Raw genomic sequence first — 16,145 nt, 5'->3', positions numbered from 1 at the left:
CACCGTCGTCTGTCAGTGCATCATGCACGCATGTCGAAACTACGATCGTACGTTCAACCGCTACGCTACAGGAATACCCTATGCTCGACCGCTTTACCATGCCGCTGACCCAACGCCCGCTCGAGCGGCTCGCCCGCCGGCTCTACGGCCGGCTGACGCCGGACCAGGTTACCCTCGGAGCCTTTGTCGTGGGCATAATCGCCCTGCCGCTGCTGGCGCTTGAGTACTACGGCGCCGCGCTTGTGGCGATTGCGCTCAACCGTCTGGGCGACGGCCTGGACGGGGCGCTTGCCCGGCTTGCCGGCGAAACCAGCGATGCCGGCGGCTTTCTCGACATCGGGCTGGATTTCGTTTTCTACGCCGCGGTGGTGTTCGGCTTTGCCCTGGCCGACCCGGCGGCCAATGCGCTCGCCGCCGCGTTTTTGCTGCTGGCCTTTATCGGCACCGGGACGTCGTTTCTGGCCTTTGCCATCGCCGCCAACCGGCGCGGCATCCGGCGCCCGCGCTTTCCGCAAAAGGCCTTTTACTACATGGAAGGGCTCACCGAAGGCACCGAAACCCTGGCCGCTCTGGCGCTGTTCTGCCTCTTTCCCGGGCACTTTGCCTGGCTTGCCACGCTGTTTGCCCTGGCCTGCCTGGTCACCACCGCTACCCGTCTGTGGGGCGGCTACCGCGCCCTACGCCGCTAGCACGGTGTCGCGCTGCTCGACCAGAAACACCTTGAACGCCTGCCACAGGGGGCTTCTGTAGCGCTCCGGATGCCACACCAGCGAGAACGTCCGCGACAGCGCAAGCTCGCTTTCAAGCGCCACCAGCTCGCCCCGGGCCAGCTCGCCGGCCACGCTCAGCCGGGACAGGCAGCCCAGCCCGAACCCGGCCTTGACCGCCTGTTTGATAGCCTCGTGCTGGCTCAGCTCCATGCGTACGTTGAGCTGCTTGACGTGGCCAAGCGCCGCCGACTCGAAGATCTCCCGAGTGCCCGAGCCGTTCTCGCGCAGGATCCACTGGGCCCTGGCAAGCTCGGCATCGCTGACCCGGGGCGCGGGCTTTTGCGCCAGCGGATGCCCGGGCGCGGCAATGATCACCAGCCGATCCTCGCACCAGGCTTCGCTTTGCAGCCGAGGTTCGTGGCAAAGCCCTTCGATCAGCCCCAGATCGGCATCGAAGCGCAGCAGGTCGTTGACGACCTCGCCGGTGTTGCGCAGCTTCAGCCGCAGATCGGCGCCCGGGTGCGTATCGCTGAAGCGCCCGGCCAGGGGCGGCAGCAGATAGGTGCCCACGGTAGCGCTGGCCGAGACGTTGAGCGTGCCCTGCAGCGTGCCGTCCGGCTCTTCGGCGGCGGCGACGAAGTCCGCCATGCCGTCGAGCAGCCGCTCGGCCCGGGGGAGCAGCGCCCGCCCCATGTCGTTGAGCCGCAGACGGCGGCCCAGCCGCTCGAACAGCGCCACGCCCAGGTGGCGCTCCAGGTCGCCAAGCGCCTGGCTGGTGGCCGACTGGGACAGGCGCAGCGCCCGGGCGGCGGCCACCACCGTGCCCTCCCGGGTGACGGCAACGAAGACTTCCAGCTGGCGAAAGGTGACGGCGTGGCGCATGGCGGCGCGCTCTCCGGAGGCAGTAAGTGGCGTAGCTGATCGGCAAAAGGCAACGACGAATCATCAAGCTTATCGCTTTTACCGAATAGTCATATGGTTATTTTACGATAATCATATAACCCGTCAGCGCATAGACTGTGCCGCAGATTTCACTTTTCAGGAGTAACGTCATGTGGCAAGGCCTGTTTCTGTGCGCCGTCCTGACCCTTGCGGGCTTTGGTATCTCCATACTGCCCGGCATCGCCGAGAGCGGCATCAGCCCGCTGGTGTTTGCCCTGCTGCTGGGGCTGGTGCTGGGTAACCTGCCCGCCGCCCGCGGGCTTGCCGCTTCTGCACAGCCGGGGCTCAAGTTTGCCACCCGCTGGCTGCTGCGCGGCGGTATCGTGCTGTTCGGCTTCTCGCTCACCGTGCAGCAGATTTTTCATCTGGGGCCGAAAATCATCCTGCTCGATGCGATCGTGATCGCCTGCGTGGTGGTGGTAGGCTACTTCATCGGCACGCGCCTTTTGGGCATGGACCGGGAAACCACCCTGCTGACCAGCGCCGGCAGCGCGATCTGCGGCGCGGCGGCGGTGCTGGCCACGGAAACCACCATTCGTTCGCGGCCGGCAGCGGCGTCCATGGCGGTGGCCACGGTGGTGCTGTTCGGTACGCTGGCCATGCTGATCCACCCGCTGCTCTATTCGGTTCTGCACATGGCCGAGGGCCTCTACGGCGTGTACATCGGCGCCACCGTTCACGAAGTGGCCCAGGTAGTCGCCGCCGGCGACGCGGTAGGCCCCGAAGCATTGACCAACGCCATCGTGGTCAAGCTGGTGCGGGTGATGCTGCTGATTCCCTTCCTGCTGATTGTCGGCCAGTGGTGGCTGCGCAAGAATGAAGCCCGGGCCACCGAGAGCGGCGAGGCGGCCAAGCTGCCGATCCCCTGGTTTGCCTTCGGCTTCATGGCCATGGTCGGGGTCAACAGCGTGCTGCCCCTTCCTGCCCTGCTCCACAACGCCCTGGTGCTCGCCGGCCAGCTCGGCCTGGCCATGGCCATGGCCGCGCTGGGCTTTGAAACCCGCATCGAAAAGCTTCGGGCGCTGGGCATCCGCCCGTTTATTCTCGGCCTGATCCTCTTCGCTCTGCTGATCGGCGGCGGCGGCGCGGCAAGCCTTCTCGTAATGGGCTAGGCGCCACCGCCCAGCCAGCAAAACGCCAACCCAAGCGGCCCCAGCGGCCGCTTTTTTTATGGCGGGAAACCGATGAATTGAAGGTTTTCGCCGAGACGCGCACTATATCCAGACCCTGTTACCCGCCCGTTCCATACCGCCGCTTGAGGAGACCCATGTTCGGCAATCCAAGGTTGATTTACTACGCGTTTCTGGCACTTTCGGCCCTGCTGGGGATCGTCCTCGCCTTTCAGGCGCCTCAGTGGCTGTGGCTTTGGTGCGTGCTGCCGGCGCTTACCGCGCTGGGGGCGTGGGACCTCAACTCTCACAGCAACGTCCTGCGCAACTACCCCGTCGTCGGCCATTTGCGCTACCTGTTCGAGTTCATCCGCCCGGAGCTGCGCCAGTATTTCTTCGAGTCTGACCTGAGCGGACGGCCGTTCAACCGCGAACAGCGTGAAATCGTCTACTCCCGGGCCCGGGGGGAAGGCTCCACCTCGCCGTTCGGCACCCGGCGTGACATGGAAGATACCGGCTTTCACTTCGTGCAGCACTCCATGGCCCCGAAAGCGGTGCCTGTTCGCCATGCGCGGCTCACCATCGGCAATGCCCAGTGCACCCAGCCCTACAGCTCTTCGCGGCTGAACATCTCCGCGATGAGCTTTGGCTCGCTTTCCGCCAACGCCGTAGCCGCCATGAACAAGGGGGCCAGGCTCGGCGGCTTTGCCCAGGACACCGGCGAAGGGGCCATCAGCCCCTACCACGAGGCCCACGGCGGCGACTTGATCTGGGAAATTGCCAGCGCCTACTTTGGCTGTCGCAACGACGACGGCACGTTCAACGCCGAGCGTTTCGCGCAAAAGGCCACTCGCGACCAGGTCAGGATGATCGAGCTCAAGCTGTCCCAGGGAGCCAAGCCGGGGCACGGCGGGCTTCTGCCCGGCACCAAGGTCAACCGCGAAATCGCCAGCACCCGGGATATCCCGGTGGGCCGCGACTGCGCCTCGCCGGCGAGCCATCCGGAGTTCGACACGCCCGCGGGCATGCTGCGCTTTCTCCAGAGCCTGCGCGAGCTCAGCGGCGGCAAGCCGGCAGGTTTCAAGCTGTGCCTGGGCCGCCACCACGAGTTCATGGCGGTGTGCAAGGCCATGCTGGAAACCGGTATCGTCCCCGACTTCATCACCGTGGACGGCGCCGAAGGCGGCACCGGGGCGGCGCCCACGGAGTTTTCCGATTTTATCGGCACCTACATCAACGAAGCGCTGCCCTTTGTGCACAACTGCCTGGTGGGCATCGGCAAGCGCGACGACGTTACCGTCATCGCCAGCGGCAAGGTGGCCATGGGCTTTGACATGGTGGAAAAAATCGCCCTGGGCGCGGACATGTGCAACGCTGCCCGCCCCTTCATGTTCTCGGTGGGCTGCATCCAGGCGCTGCGCTGCCACACCAACACCTGCCCCACCGGGGTCGCCACTCAGGATCCGGCGCGCAGCCGCTCGCTGGACGTGGAGGCCAAGTCGAAGCAGGTGCACAACTATCACAAGGCCACCGTGGCCTCGTTCATGGATATCGTCGGCACGCTGGGGCTCGACAGCCCCGACGAGCTGGGCCCCCAGCACGTGTATCGCCGTTCGCTGAAAGGCCCGTCGCGCTCCTGCACCTTTCTCCATCCACGGGTGCAATCCGGCGACTTCCTCAAGGGCGAGGTGCCGGTGGAGTACGCCGAGGCCTGGGAGATGGCCCGGGCCGAGCACTTTTGAGCCATGCCGCCTTCACCACTGAACCTTCATCCGCTGAAAAAGGAGCAGTACATGAGTGATACCGTCAGCGATTTTATCGTCAAACGGCTTCGGCAATGGGGCATCCACCGGGTTTACGGCTACTCCGGCGACGGCATCAACGGCATGATGGCCGCGCTGCGCCGCGCCGACGGCAATCCGCGCATGGTGCAGCCACGCCACGAGGAGCTGGCCGCCTTCATGGCCAGCGGCCACGCCAAGTTCACCGACGAGGTGGGCGTGTGCATTGCTACTTCCGGGCCGGGTGCGGTGCACCTGCTCAACGGCCTTTACGATGCCAAGAAGGATCACATGCCGGCGGTGGCCATTGTCGGACAGCAGGCGCGCATGAGCCTGGGCACCGACTACCAGCAGGAAATCGACCTGGTCTCGCTTTACAAGGACGTCGCCGGTGACTATGTGCACATGGTCAGCGAGCCGGCGCAGGCGCGCCATCTCATCGACCAGGCGATCCGCATCGCCATTGCCCGGCGCACGGTAACGGCCATTGTCGTGCCCAACGACGTTCAGGATCTGCCCATGGCCGACCCGCCCCACGAGCACGGCGCGGTGTTTTCCGGCAGCGGCTACCGCACGCCCCACACCCTCCCCGACGCCGCTGACCTTGACCAGGCCGCCGAGGTGCTCAATGCCGGCAACAAGGTCGCCATTCTCGCCGGCGCCGGCTGCAAGCATGCGGTCGACGAAGTGCTCGCCCTGGCCGACAAGCTGGGCGCTGGCGTGGCCAAGGCCATTCTGGCCAAGACCATGATCCCCGACGACGTGGAGTACGTCACCGGCACGGTAGGCCTGCTCGGCACCGAGCCCAGCGCCGACATGATGGCCGGCTGCGATACCCTGCTGCTGATCGGCACCCGCTTTCCCTACGCCGAGTTTCTGCCCGTGGAAGGCCAGGCTCGGGCGGTGCAAATCGATATTGACGCCGAAGCGCTGGGGCTGCGCTACCCCACCGAGGTCAACCTGGCAGGCGATGCCCGCGCCACGGTGGCGGCCCTGAGCGAGCGGATCGAACACAAGAAAGACCGCCAGTGGCAGGAAAAGCTGATCAAGAAAACCCGCGACTGGTGGGCGCTGATGGACGAGCGGGCACAGGTCAGGGCCAGCCCCATCAACCCCCAGGCGGTGTTTGCCGGGCTATCGCGCCAGATGCCGGAAAACGCCCTGCTTGCCTGCGACGTGGGCTCGGGCACCAACTGGTATGCCCGGCATTTGAAAATCAAGCGCGGGGTAATGGGCTCGGTCTCCGGGGGGCTTGCCTCCATGGGCAACGGCGTGCCCTATCTGATCGCCGCCAAGTTTGCCTTCCCCGACCGTCCGGGCGTTGCCATGGTGGGCGACGGTGCCATGCAGATGCTGGGCAATCAGGGCCTGCTCAGCCTGGCCAAATACTGGCAGGAGTGGGAAAACCCCACGGCGATTGTGCTGGTGCTCAACAACCGCGACCTGAACCAGGTCAGCTGGGAGCAGCGGGTCATGGAAGGCGAGCCCCGCTTTGACACCTCCCAGGATCTGCCCGACTTCGCCTTTGACGAATATGCCGAGCTGCTGGGGCTGAAGGGGCTGCGGCTGGAACGTCCGGAGGATATCGAGCGCGTCTGGGCCGAAGCGCTGGCCGCCGACCGCCCGGTGGTCATCAATGCCTATACCGACGCCGAAATCGCGCCGCTGCCGCCGCACATCAGCCTTGACCAGGCCAAGAGCTTCATGAGCTCGATGGCCAGCGGTGACAGCGACGCCAAACACGTTATCCGCGAATCCATGCTCCAGATGGCAGCCAAGTGGTTTTAGGGCCGCGCGGCGGTCAAAAGCCGGCGGCTTCCAGATGGCCGGCCAGCGCTTCGAGCACCTCGAGCCCCTGGACGTCGGTTTCAAGCAGGGGCAGCCGCGGGCGCGGGTAGCCTTCAAGCTCGCGGTCGATGCGCGCCAGGTACTGCGCCTCCTGCGCCCGGCGGCGGCGTAAGAACTCGCCGTCGGCGCTTGCCGGTATCACCCGGTTCACCAGGGTGGCCGCCACCGGAATCCCCGCCTCCTTCAGCGCCTCGACCGAGCGCACGGTTTCCAGAATCGGCAGCCGCTCCGGCGTCAGCACGAACACGAAGTTGCTCACGCCCTTGTCTTCTACCGCCCGGCGGGCCTGGAGGAACAGCCGTCGGCGGTCTTTCAGCGTCTCGGCGATGGAGCGGGCGCGGTCATCAAGGTCGCTTTCGCCTTCGCTGGCCGGGTCGGCAAAGGGCGAGGCCACGTCCTGGCCGCCCTTGGGCGTCAAGTGCTTGAGCACCTTGCCCAGCTCCTCGGACTTGCGGCTGTGGGACAGAAGCCCGTCGGTCCAGGCGGCCATGGCCTCGGGCAGGCTTAGAAGGCGCAGGGTGTGGCCGGTGGGCGCGGTGTCGAACACGATCAGGTCGTAATCGGCGCCTTCGTCCACCACCAGCCGGGCGATACGCTCCAAAAGCGCGGCCTCCTGGGTGCCCGGCGACTGGCGCGACAGGCGCATCTGGCGCTCCATCTCGTCCATCATCCGCGGCACGGTAAAGCGGCGCATCTGGCCGGTAACGCGCTTCAGGTGCGCCTCGACTTCGGCATCGGGGTCGATCTCCATGGCGTCAAGCCCCGGCACCAGCCGGCGCGGCGCATCGCCCAGCTCGCGGTCGAACACGTCGCCCAGACTGTGGGCCGGGTCGGTGGAGACCACCAGGGTTCTGCGCCCGCGCCGAGCGGCCACAAGCGCCAGCGCCGCCGCGACGCTGGTTTTCCCCACGCCGCCCTTGCCGCCTATCCACAGCAGGCGGCGCTCGAGAAGTTGTTTCATGGTTGGCCTTTTTCTCTCAAACAATGGGGCACGGTGGGTCAGCAGCAGCGCATCTCGTCCAGGGGCGAATGCTCCATGCCCATGCGCAGATGCCAGTCGTGAAAGCGCTCGAGCATCAGCGGCTGCAGCTCCAGGGTGTAATACCCCACCGGGTTGGGCACGCCCATGAGCTCGGAAAACACCATCAGCATGAAAAGATCGTCTTCGTCGCGCTTGGCGCGGGCGATGGCGCCCCGGTACGGCGCGCTGTAGTACTCCTCGGCCAGATAGCGGGCGCGACCCAGCCAGGCCTTGAGCTTTTCGCCGCGTGACAGATCGTCGTCAGACATGCGTCCTCCCCCAGGGGTCAGTTCATCGAACAGGATAACGCAAAAGAGCGGCCCGCAGGCCGCCCTTGAAGTGGAACAAGTCGCCAGCGCGGCGTCGCCGCGATCAGCCGACCTGCTCGGCCTTTTCCTGGCGCAGGCGCTTGAGCGTGGCGGCACACTCCATGGCCACCAGAATCGAGGCGATCAGCACCACGATATCCAGCCCCAGCAGGAAGTAGTTTTCCGCTTCATAGAAGCTCTTCAGCTGGGTGAACAGCGCCAGCACCGTCATCACCAGCAAAAAGATCAGCGGCGCCAGGGTGTACCACACCGGCCGGCCCAGGCGCATCAGCATCACCGAGACCACCAGCAGGGTCAGCCCCGCCAGCAGCTGGTTGGTGGTGCCGAACAGCGGCCAGATGAGCAGCCCGCCGGAGCCGTCGGCTCCCGCGCCGAAGGCCAGCACCAGACAGGTGCCCACGGCCAGCAGGGTGGCCACCGCCGGCTTTTTCATCCACTGCTGGTTATAGATCTCGCCCCACTCCTGGAAGATGTAGCGCTGCAGGCGCAGGCCGGTATCCATGGTGGTGCCGGCAAAGAGCGCGGCCATCACGGTGAGAAGCGTCGCCGCGGTGGTTTCCGGCAGGCCCATGCCGTTGTTGATGATGTAGGCGCCGCCGTCGACAAAGGCGTTGACCCCGCCCTTGCCGAAGGCGTCGTACATCGCGCTCCAGTCGCCGTAGGTGGCAAAGCCCGCGGTGGCGGCAAGAATCGCCCCCAGCGCCAGCATGCCCTCGCCCACGGCGCCGAAGTAGCCGACAAAGCGCGCGTCGGTTTCCTTGTCGAGCTGCTTGGAGGTGGTGCCGCCGGCCACCAGGCCGTGGAAACCCGAGATCGCCCCGCAGGCGATGGTCACGAACAAGAGTGGCAGCATGGACGGCGTGCCCTCGGGCACGTCGGCGTTGACCATGGGCGCGACCAGCGTGGGGTTGAACACCACCAGCGCGCCGTAAAGGATGATCAGGCCGATGAACAGCTGCAGGCCGTTGATGTAGTCCCGGGGCTGGAGCAGCATCCACACCGGCAACAGCGAGGCCACGGCGGCGTAGCCGAACAGGATCAGAATCCACACCGCGTTGCCGGACATCGCCCCCACCTGCTCGGGCATCTGCACCGGCACCGAGGGGCCGATGCCGATCAGGGCGTAAAGCGCCACCACGCCGAGAAGGGAGACCACGGCCAGGCTGAGAATACGCCGGTAGATCAGCTGGCCGATCACCAGCGCCACCGCAATCGCCCCCCACACCGGCACCACGGCGCTGGGGTATTTCATCATCAGCCCGGCGATGACCACGGCGAACACCGCGTTGACCATCAGCAGCAGCAAAAAGATCACGATCATGAACACGCTGCGCGCGCGCTTGCCGACCACGTCGCCGGTCAGCGCCCCTACCGAGCGCGCCTTGTTGCGCACGCTGGCCCAGACCGCGCCGGTATCGTGCACGCCGGCGAACAGCACGGTGCCGAAGACCACCCATAGAAAGGCCGGCAGCCAGCCCCAGATCACCGCAATGGCGGGCCCCACAATGGGCGCGGCTCCGGCTACCGAGGTAAAGTGGTGGCCCCAGAGCACATAGCGGTTGGTGGGCACGAAGTCCACGCCGTCCTCGAACTCGTGGGCCGGGGTTTTGAAGTCCGGATCCAGGCGGAATATTTTCTCGACGATCAGCTTCGAGTACACCAGGTACCCGAGCGCCATCACGGCAAGGCCCAGCGCCAATATAATGACTGCACTCATGAATGGTTCCCTTCACGGATTGCGGTTTTGTTGTGAACCCTCATATGTCGCAGACGTCCACCCCGGCGTCAACCACCCCGCGGCGCCGGCTTAAAAGCCTACGCTGATGCCAAAGACCGTTCCGCGGTCCAGGGTGCGGGTGCTCTGGTGGTCAAACTGCGTACGGTAGTAGCGATAGCCGCCGAAGGCGTAGGTGTGCGACGTCAGCCGGATACGCGCTTCGGCGCCGTAGTCGTAGCTTTCCTTGAGGCTGCCGTGGGTCAACCCTTCGGGCGTATAAAAACCGTAGCCGCCCACCCGCAGCAGCGGCACCGGCGTGGGTACAAACACCGAGCCGCCGATCCCCACGCCGCCGCCGTCGCCGTAGTAGGTGTCCTGGTACTGGTAGCGGGCGCCGACGTCGACGTCGGCCACCGGCAGGGGCGGTGAAAACATCAGCGAGCCGGAATAAATATCCGCATGGTGACCGCTGTCGTCCGAGGTGAAGTACCCCGCACCGGCGCGCACGGTAGGCAGGATGCTTTGGCTTGCCTGGACGCCGTAGCCGTCCTGGTGGGCATTGGCCGATACGCTGAGCGCCAGGGCGCTCTGGCTGAAGGCAAACAGCGCGGCTGTCGACGCCAGCAGCGCGGCAGATTTTTTCAACATGAGCATGACTTCCTGAAAGACAAGCGAAAAATAGCCGGCGTCCGAGCGCCGGGGCCCAACTATCATACACCCACGAATGTTTATTGCGGCTGACACTCCCCGCCCGCCGCGCCAAGCGCTTTGGGCGAGGGTTCTTGGGTCACCCCGAGAACCTTCCTGCTTCGACACGCCTTCACTAGACCGTGGCTAGGCCACGGCCCCCGCTCCGGTCGCTCCACAGGCTAGCCCCGCCAGTCCGGCGGTTCGGATATTGTTCGCCGCGTTGATGTCGCGGTCGATGGCTCGGCCACAGCCATCACAGTGCCAATGGCGCTGCGACAACGGCAGCTTTTCGACTCGATGGCCGCAGCCGTGGCATATTTTGCTGCTGGGCAGCCACTGGCTCACCTGAACCAGTTGACGGCCGGCCCATTCGGCTTTGTAGGCAAGCTGGCGCACGAACTCGCCCCAGCCGGCATCGCTGATAGCTCTGGCCAGGGCACGGTTCTTGACCATGCCGGTGATGTTCAGCGACTCGACACAGATCACTTGGTTTTCGTTGATCAGTGCACGAGTGGCCTTGTGGATCGCATCGCGGCGGCAGTCCGCGATTTTGGCATGCAGACGCGCCACTTTCCGGCGCATTTTGTGGCGGTTGTTCGAGCCCTTCTGCTTTTTCGCCAGCCGGCGTTGCCGATACGCCAGCCTGGCGGCATACCGCTTGAGGTGGCGCGGATTGCCGGCCTTCTGCCCGTTGCTGGTGATGAACAGATCGGTCAGCCCCAGATCGATGCCGACGGCGCGGGGAGAGGTCGGCAATGGCTCGGGCGTGAATTCGCACAGGCAACTGATGAAATAGCGTCCGGCCCGGTCGCGCGAAATCGTCACGCTGGATGGGGCGCTGGGCAGAGGCCGGCTCCAGCGGATCGGCAAGGGCGTCTTCGTCTTGGCGATAGTGATCTCTCCGTCCCGATAGCGGAAGGCCGCCCTGGTCAGCCGGATGGATTGCCGACCGTCCTTGGCCTTGAAACGCGGATACCGCGCTTTCAGCTTTGGGTTGAAGAAGTTGTCGAAGGCGGAATTTTGATCGCGCAGGGCCTGTTGCAGAATGACGCTGGACACGTCCTGCAGCCATGGGTATTCCGCCTTGAGGGCCACCAGCCGCTTTTCCGCTGCCGAGTGCGAGATGGTTTCTTCGCGCTCCTGGTAGGCCTCGGTGCGATATGCCAGGGTGTTGTTCCAGACAAAACGCACACAGCCAAACGATTGCGCTAGGGCCTGTTGACGTTTCACATTGGTAGCCATAAAAAGCCGCATGCCAAGGCCACCATGCTTTCGTAATTTCGTTTGAGCTTATCGTAGCGCGTCGCAATGGCGCGATACGGTTTCAATCGAGCAAAGGCATTCTCAACCAGATGCCGGTAGCGATATAACCCTCTGTCCAGATTGGCATTTCCTTTTTTCGAGTTACGCCTGCGTGGAATGACGGCAGCCATTCCTTTGGCTTCGACCTGCTCACGGATACGTTCACTGTCATAGCCTTTGTCAGCCACCAGCGCGTCACCTGCCGGCAAACCGTCAATCAATGCCTGGGCTTCCGTGCTGTCGTGCACTTCACCCCCGGTTATTCTGAAGGCGATCGGCAACCCATAAGCATCCACGGCCAAGTGGATCTTGCTGGTATTGCCTGCACGACTTTTGCCAATGGCTTCTGCATCTTCCGTGGCAGCCCCAGTGCTATCTTGGTGAGCCTTGACGTAGGAACCATCAATAAATAGCCACTCGACATCAGGATCTTCCACCAGAGAGATGAAAATCCTCATCAGCTTTCCACTCGCTGACCAGGCGTTGAAGCGCTTGTAGACCGTGTTCCAGGGGCCAAACGCCTCCGGTAGGTCCCGCCACGGGCAGCCGGTTCGCATCCGATAAAGGATGCCTTCCACCGTGGTACGCAGATCGGTCTTGTCATAAATACCTTGTTGAAGCAGGATAGATTTCAGCTTCGGCCAGTGTTCATCCGTGAGCATTTGTCGGGGCATGGCAGGCTTGCAGTTTGTTGGCTTAGGAACCTTTATTCTGTGAGCTTGCCCCTATCCTGCCAATACCCCTGCCATGAAACGTCAACAGACCCTAGCTTAATGCGCCGTGACGCCGGCTGCCAGTGCCGCCCAAAAAAGCGGGCAGCCAAAAGGCTGCCCGTACATGAAAGGTGCCACAAGGCCGGCGTTACGGCGTGGGCGCGCTCGGGTCCGGGCGCGGGGTGGCGTCGGTGCTGGGCGGAAGCTCGGGGTAGGTGATGCTCGGCACGTCGCCGGTCAGGGTGTGCAGGAAGGCGGTAATGTCGGTGACTTCCTCCTCGCCAAGCTCGGCGCCCAGCTGGGCCGTGCCCATCACCGCCACGGCCTCTTCCAGGTCCCAGACGGCGCCCGAGTGGAAGTAGGGCGCGGTCAGCGCAATGTTGCGCAGCGGCGCGGCGCGGAACACGTATTCGTCCGACTCGGTTTCGGTTACCGCAAAGCGGCCCTTGTCGCCGCTGGGTAGAATCTTGCCGTCAGGGCGGGCCACAAGGCCGAACGGATAGTAGTTCTGACCGCCCAGGTTGATGCCGCTGTGACAGGAGACGCAGCCCTTGTCCATGAACAGCGCCAGCCCGCGCTGCTCCTGATCGTCCAGGGCACCGGTGTCGCCGCGCAGGTAGCGGTCGAAGGGCGCGTCCGGGGTGATCAGCGTGGCTTCAAAGGCTTCGATGGCGGTAGCCATGTGGTCGAAGCTGACCGGGTTCTCTTCGCCGGGGAAGGCCCGGCGGAAGCGCTCGACGTACTCGGGCATGCTGGAAAGCGTGTCCTCGACGCGCTGGGGGGTGCTGCTCATTTCCACGCCGGCCTGCACCGGGCCCTTGGCCTGTTCGGCGAGGTCGGCAGCGCGGCCGTCCCAGAACTGGGCGGCGTTGAACACGGCGTTATACACCGTGGGCGAGTTGCGCGGGCCCTTCTGCCAGCCGTGGCCGATGGCGACCGGCAGGTAGTCATGGCCGCCCATGCCGACGTTGTGGCAGGTGTTGCAGCTGATCAGGTGGCTGGCCGACAGGCGCGGCTCGAAGAACAGCATTTTGCCCAGGGTGATCTTGTCGTCGGTCATTTCGTTGCCGTCGATCACCGGCGGGTACTGGGGGATGGGCTTGAACTGCTTGGCGGCGCGCTGCTGCAGGTCGTCGGCGCCGGCGCCGGCGGCTATCACCAGCAGGCCGGCAGCGGCCAGCGTGCCCAGTGTGCGGTGTGCCATGGAGTGCTCCCTTGATTTTATGCTTCACGGTGCGGTGCACGGGCGTTAGGCGAGCGCGATAGCATCGCACGCCGTGCTTTTTTAATGTCTTCTTTAATGTCTTTTTAACCTTGAAGATAACCCAAAAGAGGTAGTTTGAAAGCCGATAGCCTCAAAAATCCGCGCTTTCCTTGACGTACGTCAAAGGGCCGCGCTGGCGGTCGTCGCGGGGCGTCACGGGAGAAAGGCCGCCAGCGCCGAGCCGGATAGCGATTTTTTACCAACCTGCGCGTAAAGCATCGCCCAATGCGGGCGGTGGTATAAGCGCGCACCGCCATGCGGTGCCCGGTTGAAATCCTGAGCATAGCCTGATATTTATACAGCATGACAAAACGCGCCTACAAAGAACGGTTTTATCCCACGCCCGAGCAGGCGGTATTGCTAGGGCGTGTTGACGTTTCACATGGGCAGCCATAAAAAGCCGCAGGCCAAGGCCACCATGCTTTCGTAGTTTCGCTTGAGCTTGTCGTAACGCGTTGCGATGGCGCGATACGGCTTCAATCGAGCAAAGGCATTCTCAACCAGATGCCGATAGCGATATAAGCCTCTGTCCAGATTGGCATTTCCTTTCTTTGAGTTGCGTTTGCGTGGAATGACGGCAGCCATGCCCTTGGCTTCGATCTGTCCACGGATACGCTCGCTGTCATAGCCCTTGTCAGCCACCAATGCATCACCCGCTGGCAAATCGTCAATCAATGCCCGGGCTTCCGTGCTGTCGTGCACCTCACCCCCGGTTATTCTGAAGGTGATCGGTAGCCCATAGGCATCTACGGTCAAGTGGATCTTGCTGGTATTGCCTGCACGACTTTTGCCAATGGCTTCTGCGTCTTCCGTGGCAGCTCCGGTGCTGTCCTGGTGGGCCTTGACGTAGGAGCCATCAATGAACAGCCACTCAACATCAGGCTCCTCCACCAGAGAGCTGAAAAGCCTCATCAGCTTTCCACTCGCTGACCAGGCGTTAAAACGCTTGTAGACCGTGTTCCAGGGGCCAAACGTCTCCGGTAGGTCCCGCCACGGGCAGCCGGTGCGCATCCGATAAAGGATGCCTTCTATCGTGGTACGCAAGTCGGCCTTGTCATAAATACCTTGTTGAAGCAGGATAGGTTTCAGCTTCGACCAGTGTTCATCCGTGAGCATTTGTCGGGGCATGGCAGGCTTGCAGTTTGTTGGTGTGGGAACCTTTATTCTGCGAGCTTGCCCCTATCCTGCCAATACCCCTGCCATGAAACGTCAACAGGCCCTAGATCGGGATCGTCGGCTACTGTGTCAAAAATACGCTGCCAAACGCCCTTTCGTGACCAACGGTTATACCGCATGTAGACGGTGTGCCAGCGCCCAAAAGATTCGGGAAGATCACGCCACGGGGCGCCGGTCCGAGCGATCCAGAGCACGGCTTCCACGAACAGGCGATTGTCCTTGGCAGTTACCCCACAGTCTGAGGCTTTGCCGGGGAGCAGGTGCTCGATTCGCTCCCACTGATCATCGCGTAACTTCAACCGACTCATGGCCCACCAAAATCTATGAATACTAAATCAGTTTAAACGAAACTAATGATTGTTAACACACCCTAGGTGACCTGACCCCAATGCGCTGATCAAGCGGCGTTTCTTCCGCGCGCTTCAGGAGCTTGCCATGTCCGACGACACCACGACCCTGCTGCTCTACCTTGGCGCCGCCTGGCTGGCGGGCAGCCTGATCGGCCTTGAGCGCAGCTTTCACGGCCGCCCGGCGGGCTTTCGCACCCACGCCCTGGTGTGCGCCGCCTCGGCGCTGTTGATGCTGCTTTCCACCCACCAGGCCCAGTGGCTCGACCCCAGCCTGCCGATGTCGTCGATCCGCGCCGACCCCACCCGCATGTCCCAGGACATCATGACCGGCATCGGCTTTCTCGGCGCCGGGGTCATCTTCAAGGAAGGGCTCACGGTGCACGGGCTGACCACCGCCGCCTCGATCTGGATGACCTCGGTACTGGGCATCCTCTACGGCGTGGGCTTTCTCCTGCCGGCGGTGGTGGCCACGGCGGCGACGCTGTTGACGCTGTCGCTTTTCCGCCGGGTGGAGACGCTCATCCCCACCGAGCTCTTTGCCGACCACGAGCTGTGCTACCCCATCGACGCCGTGGCAGACGAAGACCAGGTGCGCGCGCTGATCGCCCGCCACGGCTGCAAGGTCAAGACCATGAGCTACCGGCTGAGCGAAAACGGTCAGCTGTTTCACTATTCCATGGTGCTGCAAACCCACGGCCACAAGAACCTGGCCCGGCTGGCGGCGACCCTGCGCCAGTCGCAGACCATTGTGGAATACCGCCTGACGCCGTCCGGCGGCTGATACCAGAAGCGCCCGCCTTGTCGGCGGGCGCTGTCCCTTTCGCTGCGTTCAGGCAAATGGAAACACCGGGCGCCGCTAGGCGCTTTCAGCGACGCTGCCCCTGTCGTGCGGCAGCACCAGGTTGAGCACGATGGCGATCAGCGCGCCGGGAATCAGCCCCGACTCGATGATCGCGCGCACGTTTTCCGAATAGGTGGCGAACAGCTCTTCCTGGGCCGGCAGGCCGATCGCCGCCGACAGCGACAGCCCAATGATGACCATGTTGCGCTTGTTGAACTCGATGCCGCTGAGCATCTTGATGCCGGCGCTGGCAATCATGCCGAACATGATCAGCACGGCGCCGCCGAGCACCGCATCGGGTATGCTCGACACCACGCCGCCGAGCTTGGGAAAGAGCCCGGCGAGCATCAAA

General features: G+C 63.8%; 17 protein-coding genes. 6 read left to right on the top strand and 11 right to left on the bottom strand.

Features of this window, described 5'->3' with window-relative positions; genetic code table 11:
- Window positions 1-80 precede the first annotated feature (80 nt).
- Complete coding sequence (locus P1P91_RS04830; protein WP_311884903.1) at window positions 81-689, top strand: CDP-alcohol phosphatidyltransferase family protein; 609 nt, start codon at window positions 81-83, stop codon at window positions 687-689.
- Here P1P91_RS04830 and P1P91_RS04825 read toward each other — a convergent pair.
- Entirely contained in the window at window positions 678-1,592 is a 915-nt protein-coding gene (locus tag P1P91_RS04825; protein ID WP_311884900.1) for a LysR substrate-binding domain-containing protein, read from the bottom strand. The genes P1P91_RS04830 and P1P91_RS04825 overlap by 12 nt on opposite strands.
- A 170-nt stretch (window positions 1,593-1,762) precedes the next feature.
- On the opposite strand from P1P91_RS04825, the gene P1P91_RS04820 reads away from it, so the two are divergent.
- The 3 genes from P1P91_RS04820 to P1P91_RS04810 all read left to right on the top strand — a co-directional run bounded on the left by P1P91_RS04820 (window position 1,763) and on the right by P1P91_RS04810 (window position 6,330).
- On the top strand, window positions 1,763-2,764 hold the full coding sequence (locus tag P1P91_RS04820) for a YeiH family protein (RefSeq protein ID WP_311884898.1): 1,002 nt from the start codon (window positions 1,763-1,765) through the stop codon (window positions 2,762-2,764).
- Window positions 2,765-2,919: 155 nt separating this feature from the next.
- Window positions 2,920-4,503 (top strand): FMN-binding glutamate synthase family protein, encoded by a 1,584-nt coding sequence (locus P1P91_RS04815; protein WP_311884897.1) that lies wholly within the window; start codon window positions 2,920-2,922, stop codon window positions 4,501-4,503.
- A 51-nt stretch (window positions 4,504-4,554) separates the two neighbouring features.
- Window positions 4,555-6,330: a thiamine pyrophosphate-requiring protein gene (locus P1P91_RS04810; protein WP_311884896.1), complete on the top strand. Its 1,776-nt coding sequence runs from the start codon at window positions 4,555-4,557 to the stop codon at window positions 6,328-6,330.
- Between the two features lie 13 nt (window positions 6,331-6,343).
- Here the strand turns inward: P1P91_RS04810 and P1P91_RS04805 are convergent, their stop codons facing one another.
- From P1P91_RS04805 to P1P91_RS04775, 7 genes are all read right to left on the bottom strand, one after another.
- Complete coding sequence (locus tag P1P91_RS04805) at window positions 6,344-7,351, bottom strand: ArsA family ATPase (protein ID WP_311884895.1); 1,008 nt, start codon at window positions 7,349-7,351, stop codon at window positions 6,344-6,346.
- Between the two features lie 38 nt (window positions 7,352-7,389).
- Window positions 7,390-7,680 carry a cory-CC-star protein gene (locus tag P1P91_RS04800; protein WP_311884894.1) on the bottom strand — a complete coding sequence of 97 codons (291 nt, stop codon included), beginning with the start codon at window positions 7,678-7,680 and terminating at the stop codon, window positions 7,390-7,392.
- Between the two features lie 103 nt (window positions 7,681-7,783).
- A complete protein-coding gene (locus tag P1P91_RS04795) occupies window positions 7,784-9,457 on the bottom strand; it encodes a carbon starvation CstA family protein (RefSeq protein WP_311884893.1) in 1,674 nt (557 codons plus the stop codon).
- A gap of 90 nt (window positions 9,458-9,547) precedes the next feature.
- Entirely contained in the window at window positions 9,548-10,105 is a 558-nt protein-coding gene (locus tag P1P91_RS04790; protein WP_311884892.1) for a YfaZ family outer membrane protein, read from the bottom strand.
- A gap of 186 nt (window positions 10,106-10,291) precedes the next feature.
- Window positions 10,292-11,401 carry an RNA-guided endonuclease InsQ/TnpB family protein gene (locus tag P1P91_RS04785; protein WP_311884891.1) on the bottom strand — a complete coding sequence of 370 codons (1,110 nt, stop codon included), beginning with the start codon at window positions 11,399-11,401 and terminating at the stop codon, window positions 10,292-10,294.
- The gene (locus P1P91_RS04780) at window positions 11,374-12,123 is read right to left on the bottom strand and encodes an IS5 family transposase (protein ID WP_311881913.1); all 750 of its coding nucleotides are present in this window, start codon (window positions 12,121-12,123) and stop codon (window positions 11,374-11,376) included. Before P1P91_RS04780 ends, P1P91_RS04785 begins: the two co-directional genes overlap by 28 nt.
- A 187-nt stretch (window positions 12,124-12,310) precedes the next feature.
- Window positions 12,311-13,366, bottom strand: coding sequence for a cytochrome-c peroxidase (locus P1P91_RS04775; protein WP_311884890.1), 1,056 nt, complete (start codon window positions 13,364-13,366; stop codon window positions 12,311-12,313).
- Window positions 13,367-13,729: 363 nt separating this feature from the next.
- Between P1P91_RS04775 and P1P91_RS15165 the strand changes: the two genes are divergently transcribed.
- Window positions 13,730-13,822, top strand: a complete 93-nt coding sequence (locus P1P91_RS15165; RefSeq protein ID WP_407650588.1) for a helix-turn-helix domain-containing protein — start codon at window positions 13,730-13,732, stop codon at window positions 13,820-13,822.
- Here the strand turns inward: P1P91_RS15165 and P1P91_RS04770 are convergent.
- Together P1P91_RS04770 and P1P91_RS04765 are read right to left on the bottom strand one after the other, a co-directional pair.
- Entirely contained in the window at window positions 13,805-14,554 is a 750-nt protein-coding gene (locus P1P91_RS04770) for an IS5 family transposase (RefSeq protein ID WP_311882126.1), read from the bottom strand. The two genes, P1P91_RS15165 and P1P91_RS04770, sit on opposite strands and share 18 nt — an antisense overlap.
- A gap of 32 nt (window positions 14,555-14,586) precedes the next feature.
- Window positions 14,587-14,910 carry an IS5 family transposase gene (locus P1P91_RS04765; protein ID WP_407650587.1) on the bottom strand — a complete coding sequence of 108 codons (324 nt, stop codon included), beginning with the start codon at window positions 14,908-14,910 and terminating at the stop codon, window positions 14,587-14,589.
- A gap of 127 nt (window positions 14,911-15,037) precedes the next feature.
- On the opposite strand from P1P91_RS04765, the gene P1P91_RS04760 reads away from it, so the two are divergent.
- The gene (locus tag P1P91_RS04760; RefSeq protein ID WP_311884889.1) at window positions 15,038-15,733 is read left to right on the top strand and encodes an MgtC/SapB family protein; all 696 of its coding nucleotides are present in this window, start codon (window positions 15,038-15,040) and stop codon (window positions 15,731-15,733) included.
- A gap of 75 nt (window positions 15,734-15,808) precedes the next feature.
- Here the strand turns inward: P1P91_RS04760 and P1P91_RS04755 are convergent, their stop codons facing one another.
- Window positions 15,809-16,141 carry a solute carrier family 23 protein gene (locus P1P91_RS04755; protein WP_311884887.1) on the bottom strand — a complete coding sequence of 111 codons (333 nt, stop codon included), beginning with the start codon at window positions 16,139-16,141 and terminating at the stop codon, window positions 15,809-15,811.
- Window positions 16,142-16,145: the final 4 nt, after the last annotated feature.

Origin of the sequence: Halomonas piscis (assembly GCF_031886125.1) — a bacterium.
GTDB lineage: Bacteria > Pseudomonadota > Gammaproteobacteria > Pseudomonadales > Halomonadaceae > Vreelandella > Vreelandella piscis.
The sequence above is the reverse complement of the archived record's forward strand: the minus strand, read 5'-3'. Positions and strand labels throughout refer to the sequence as shown.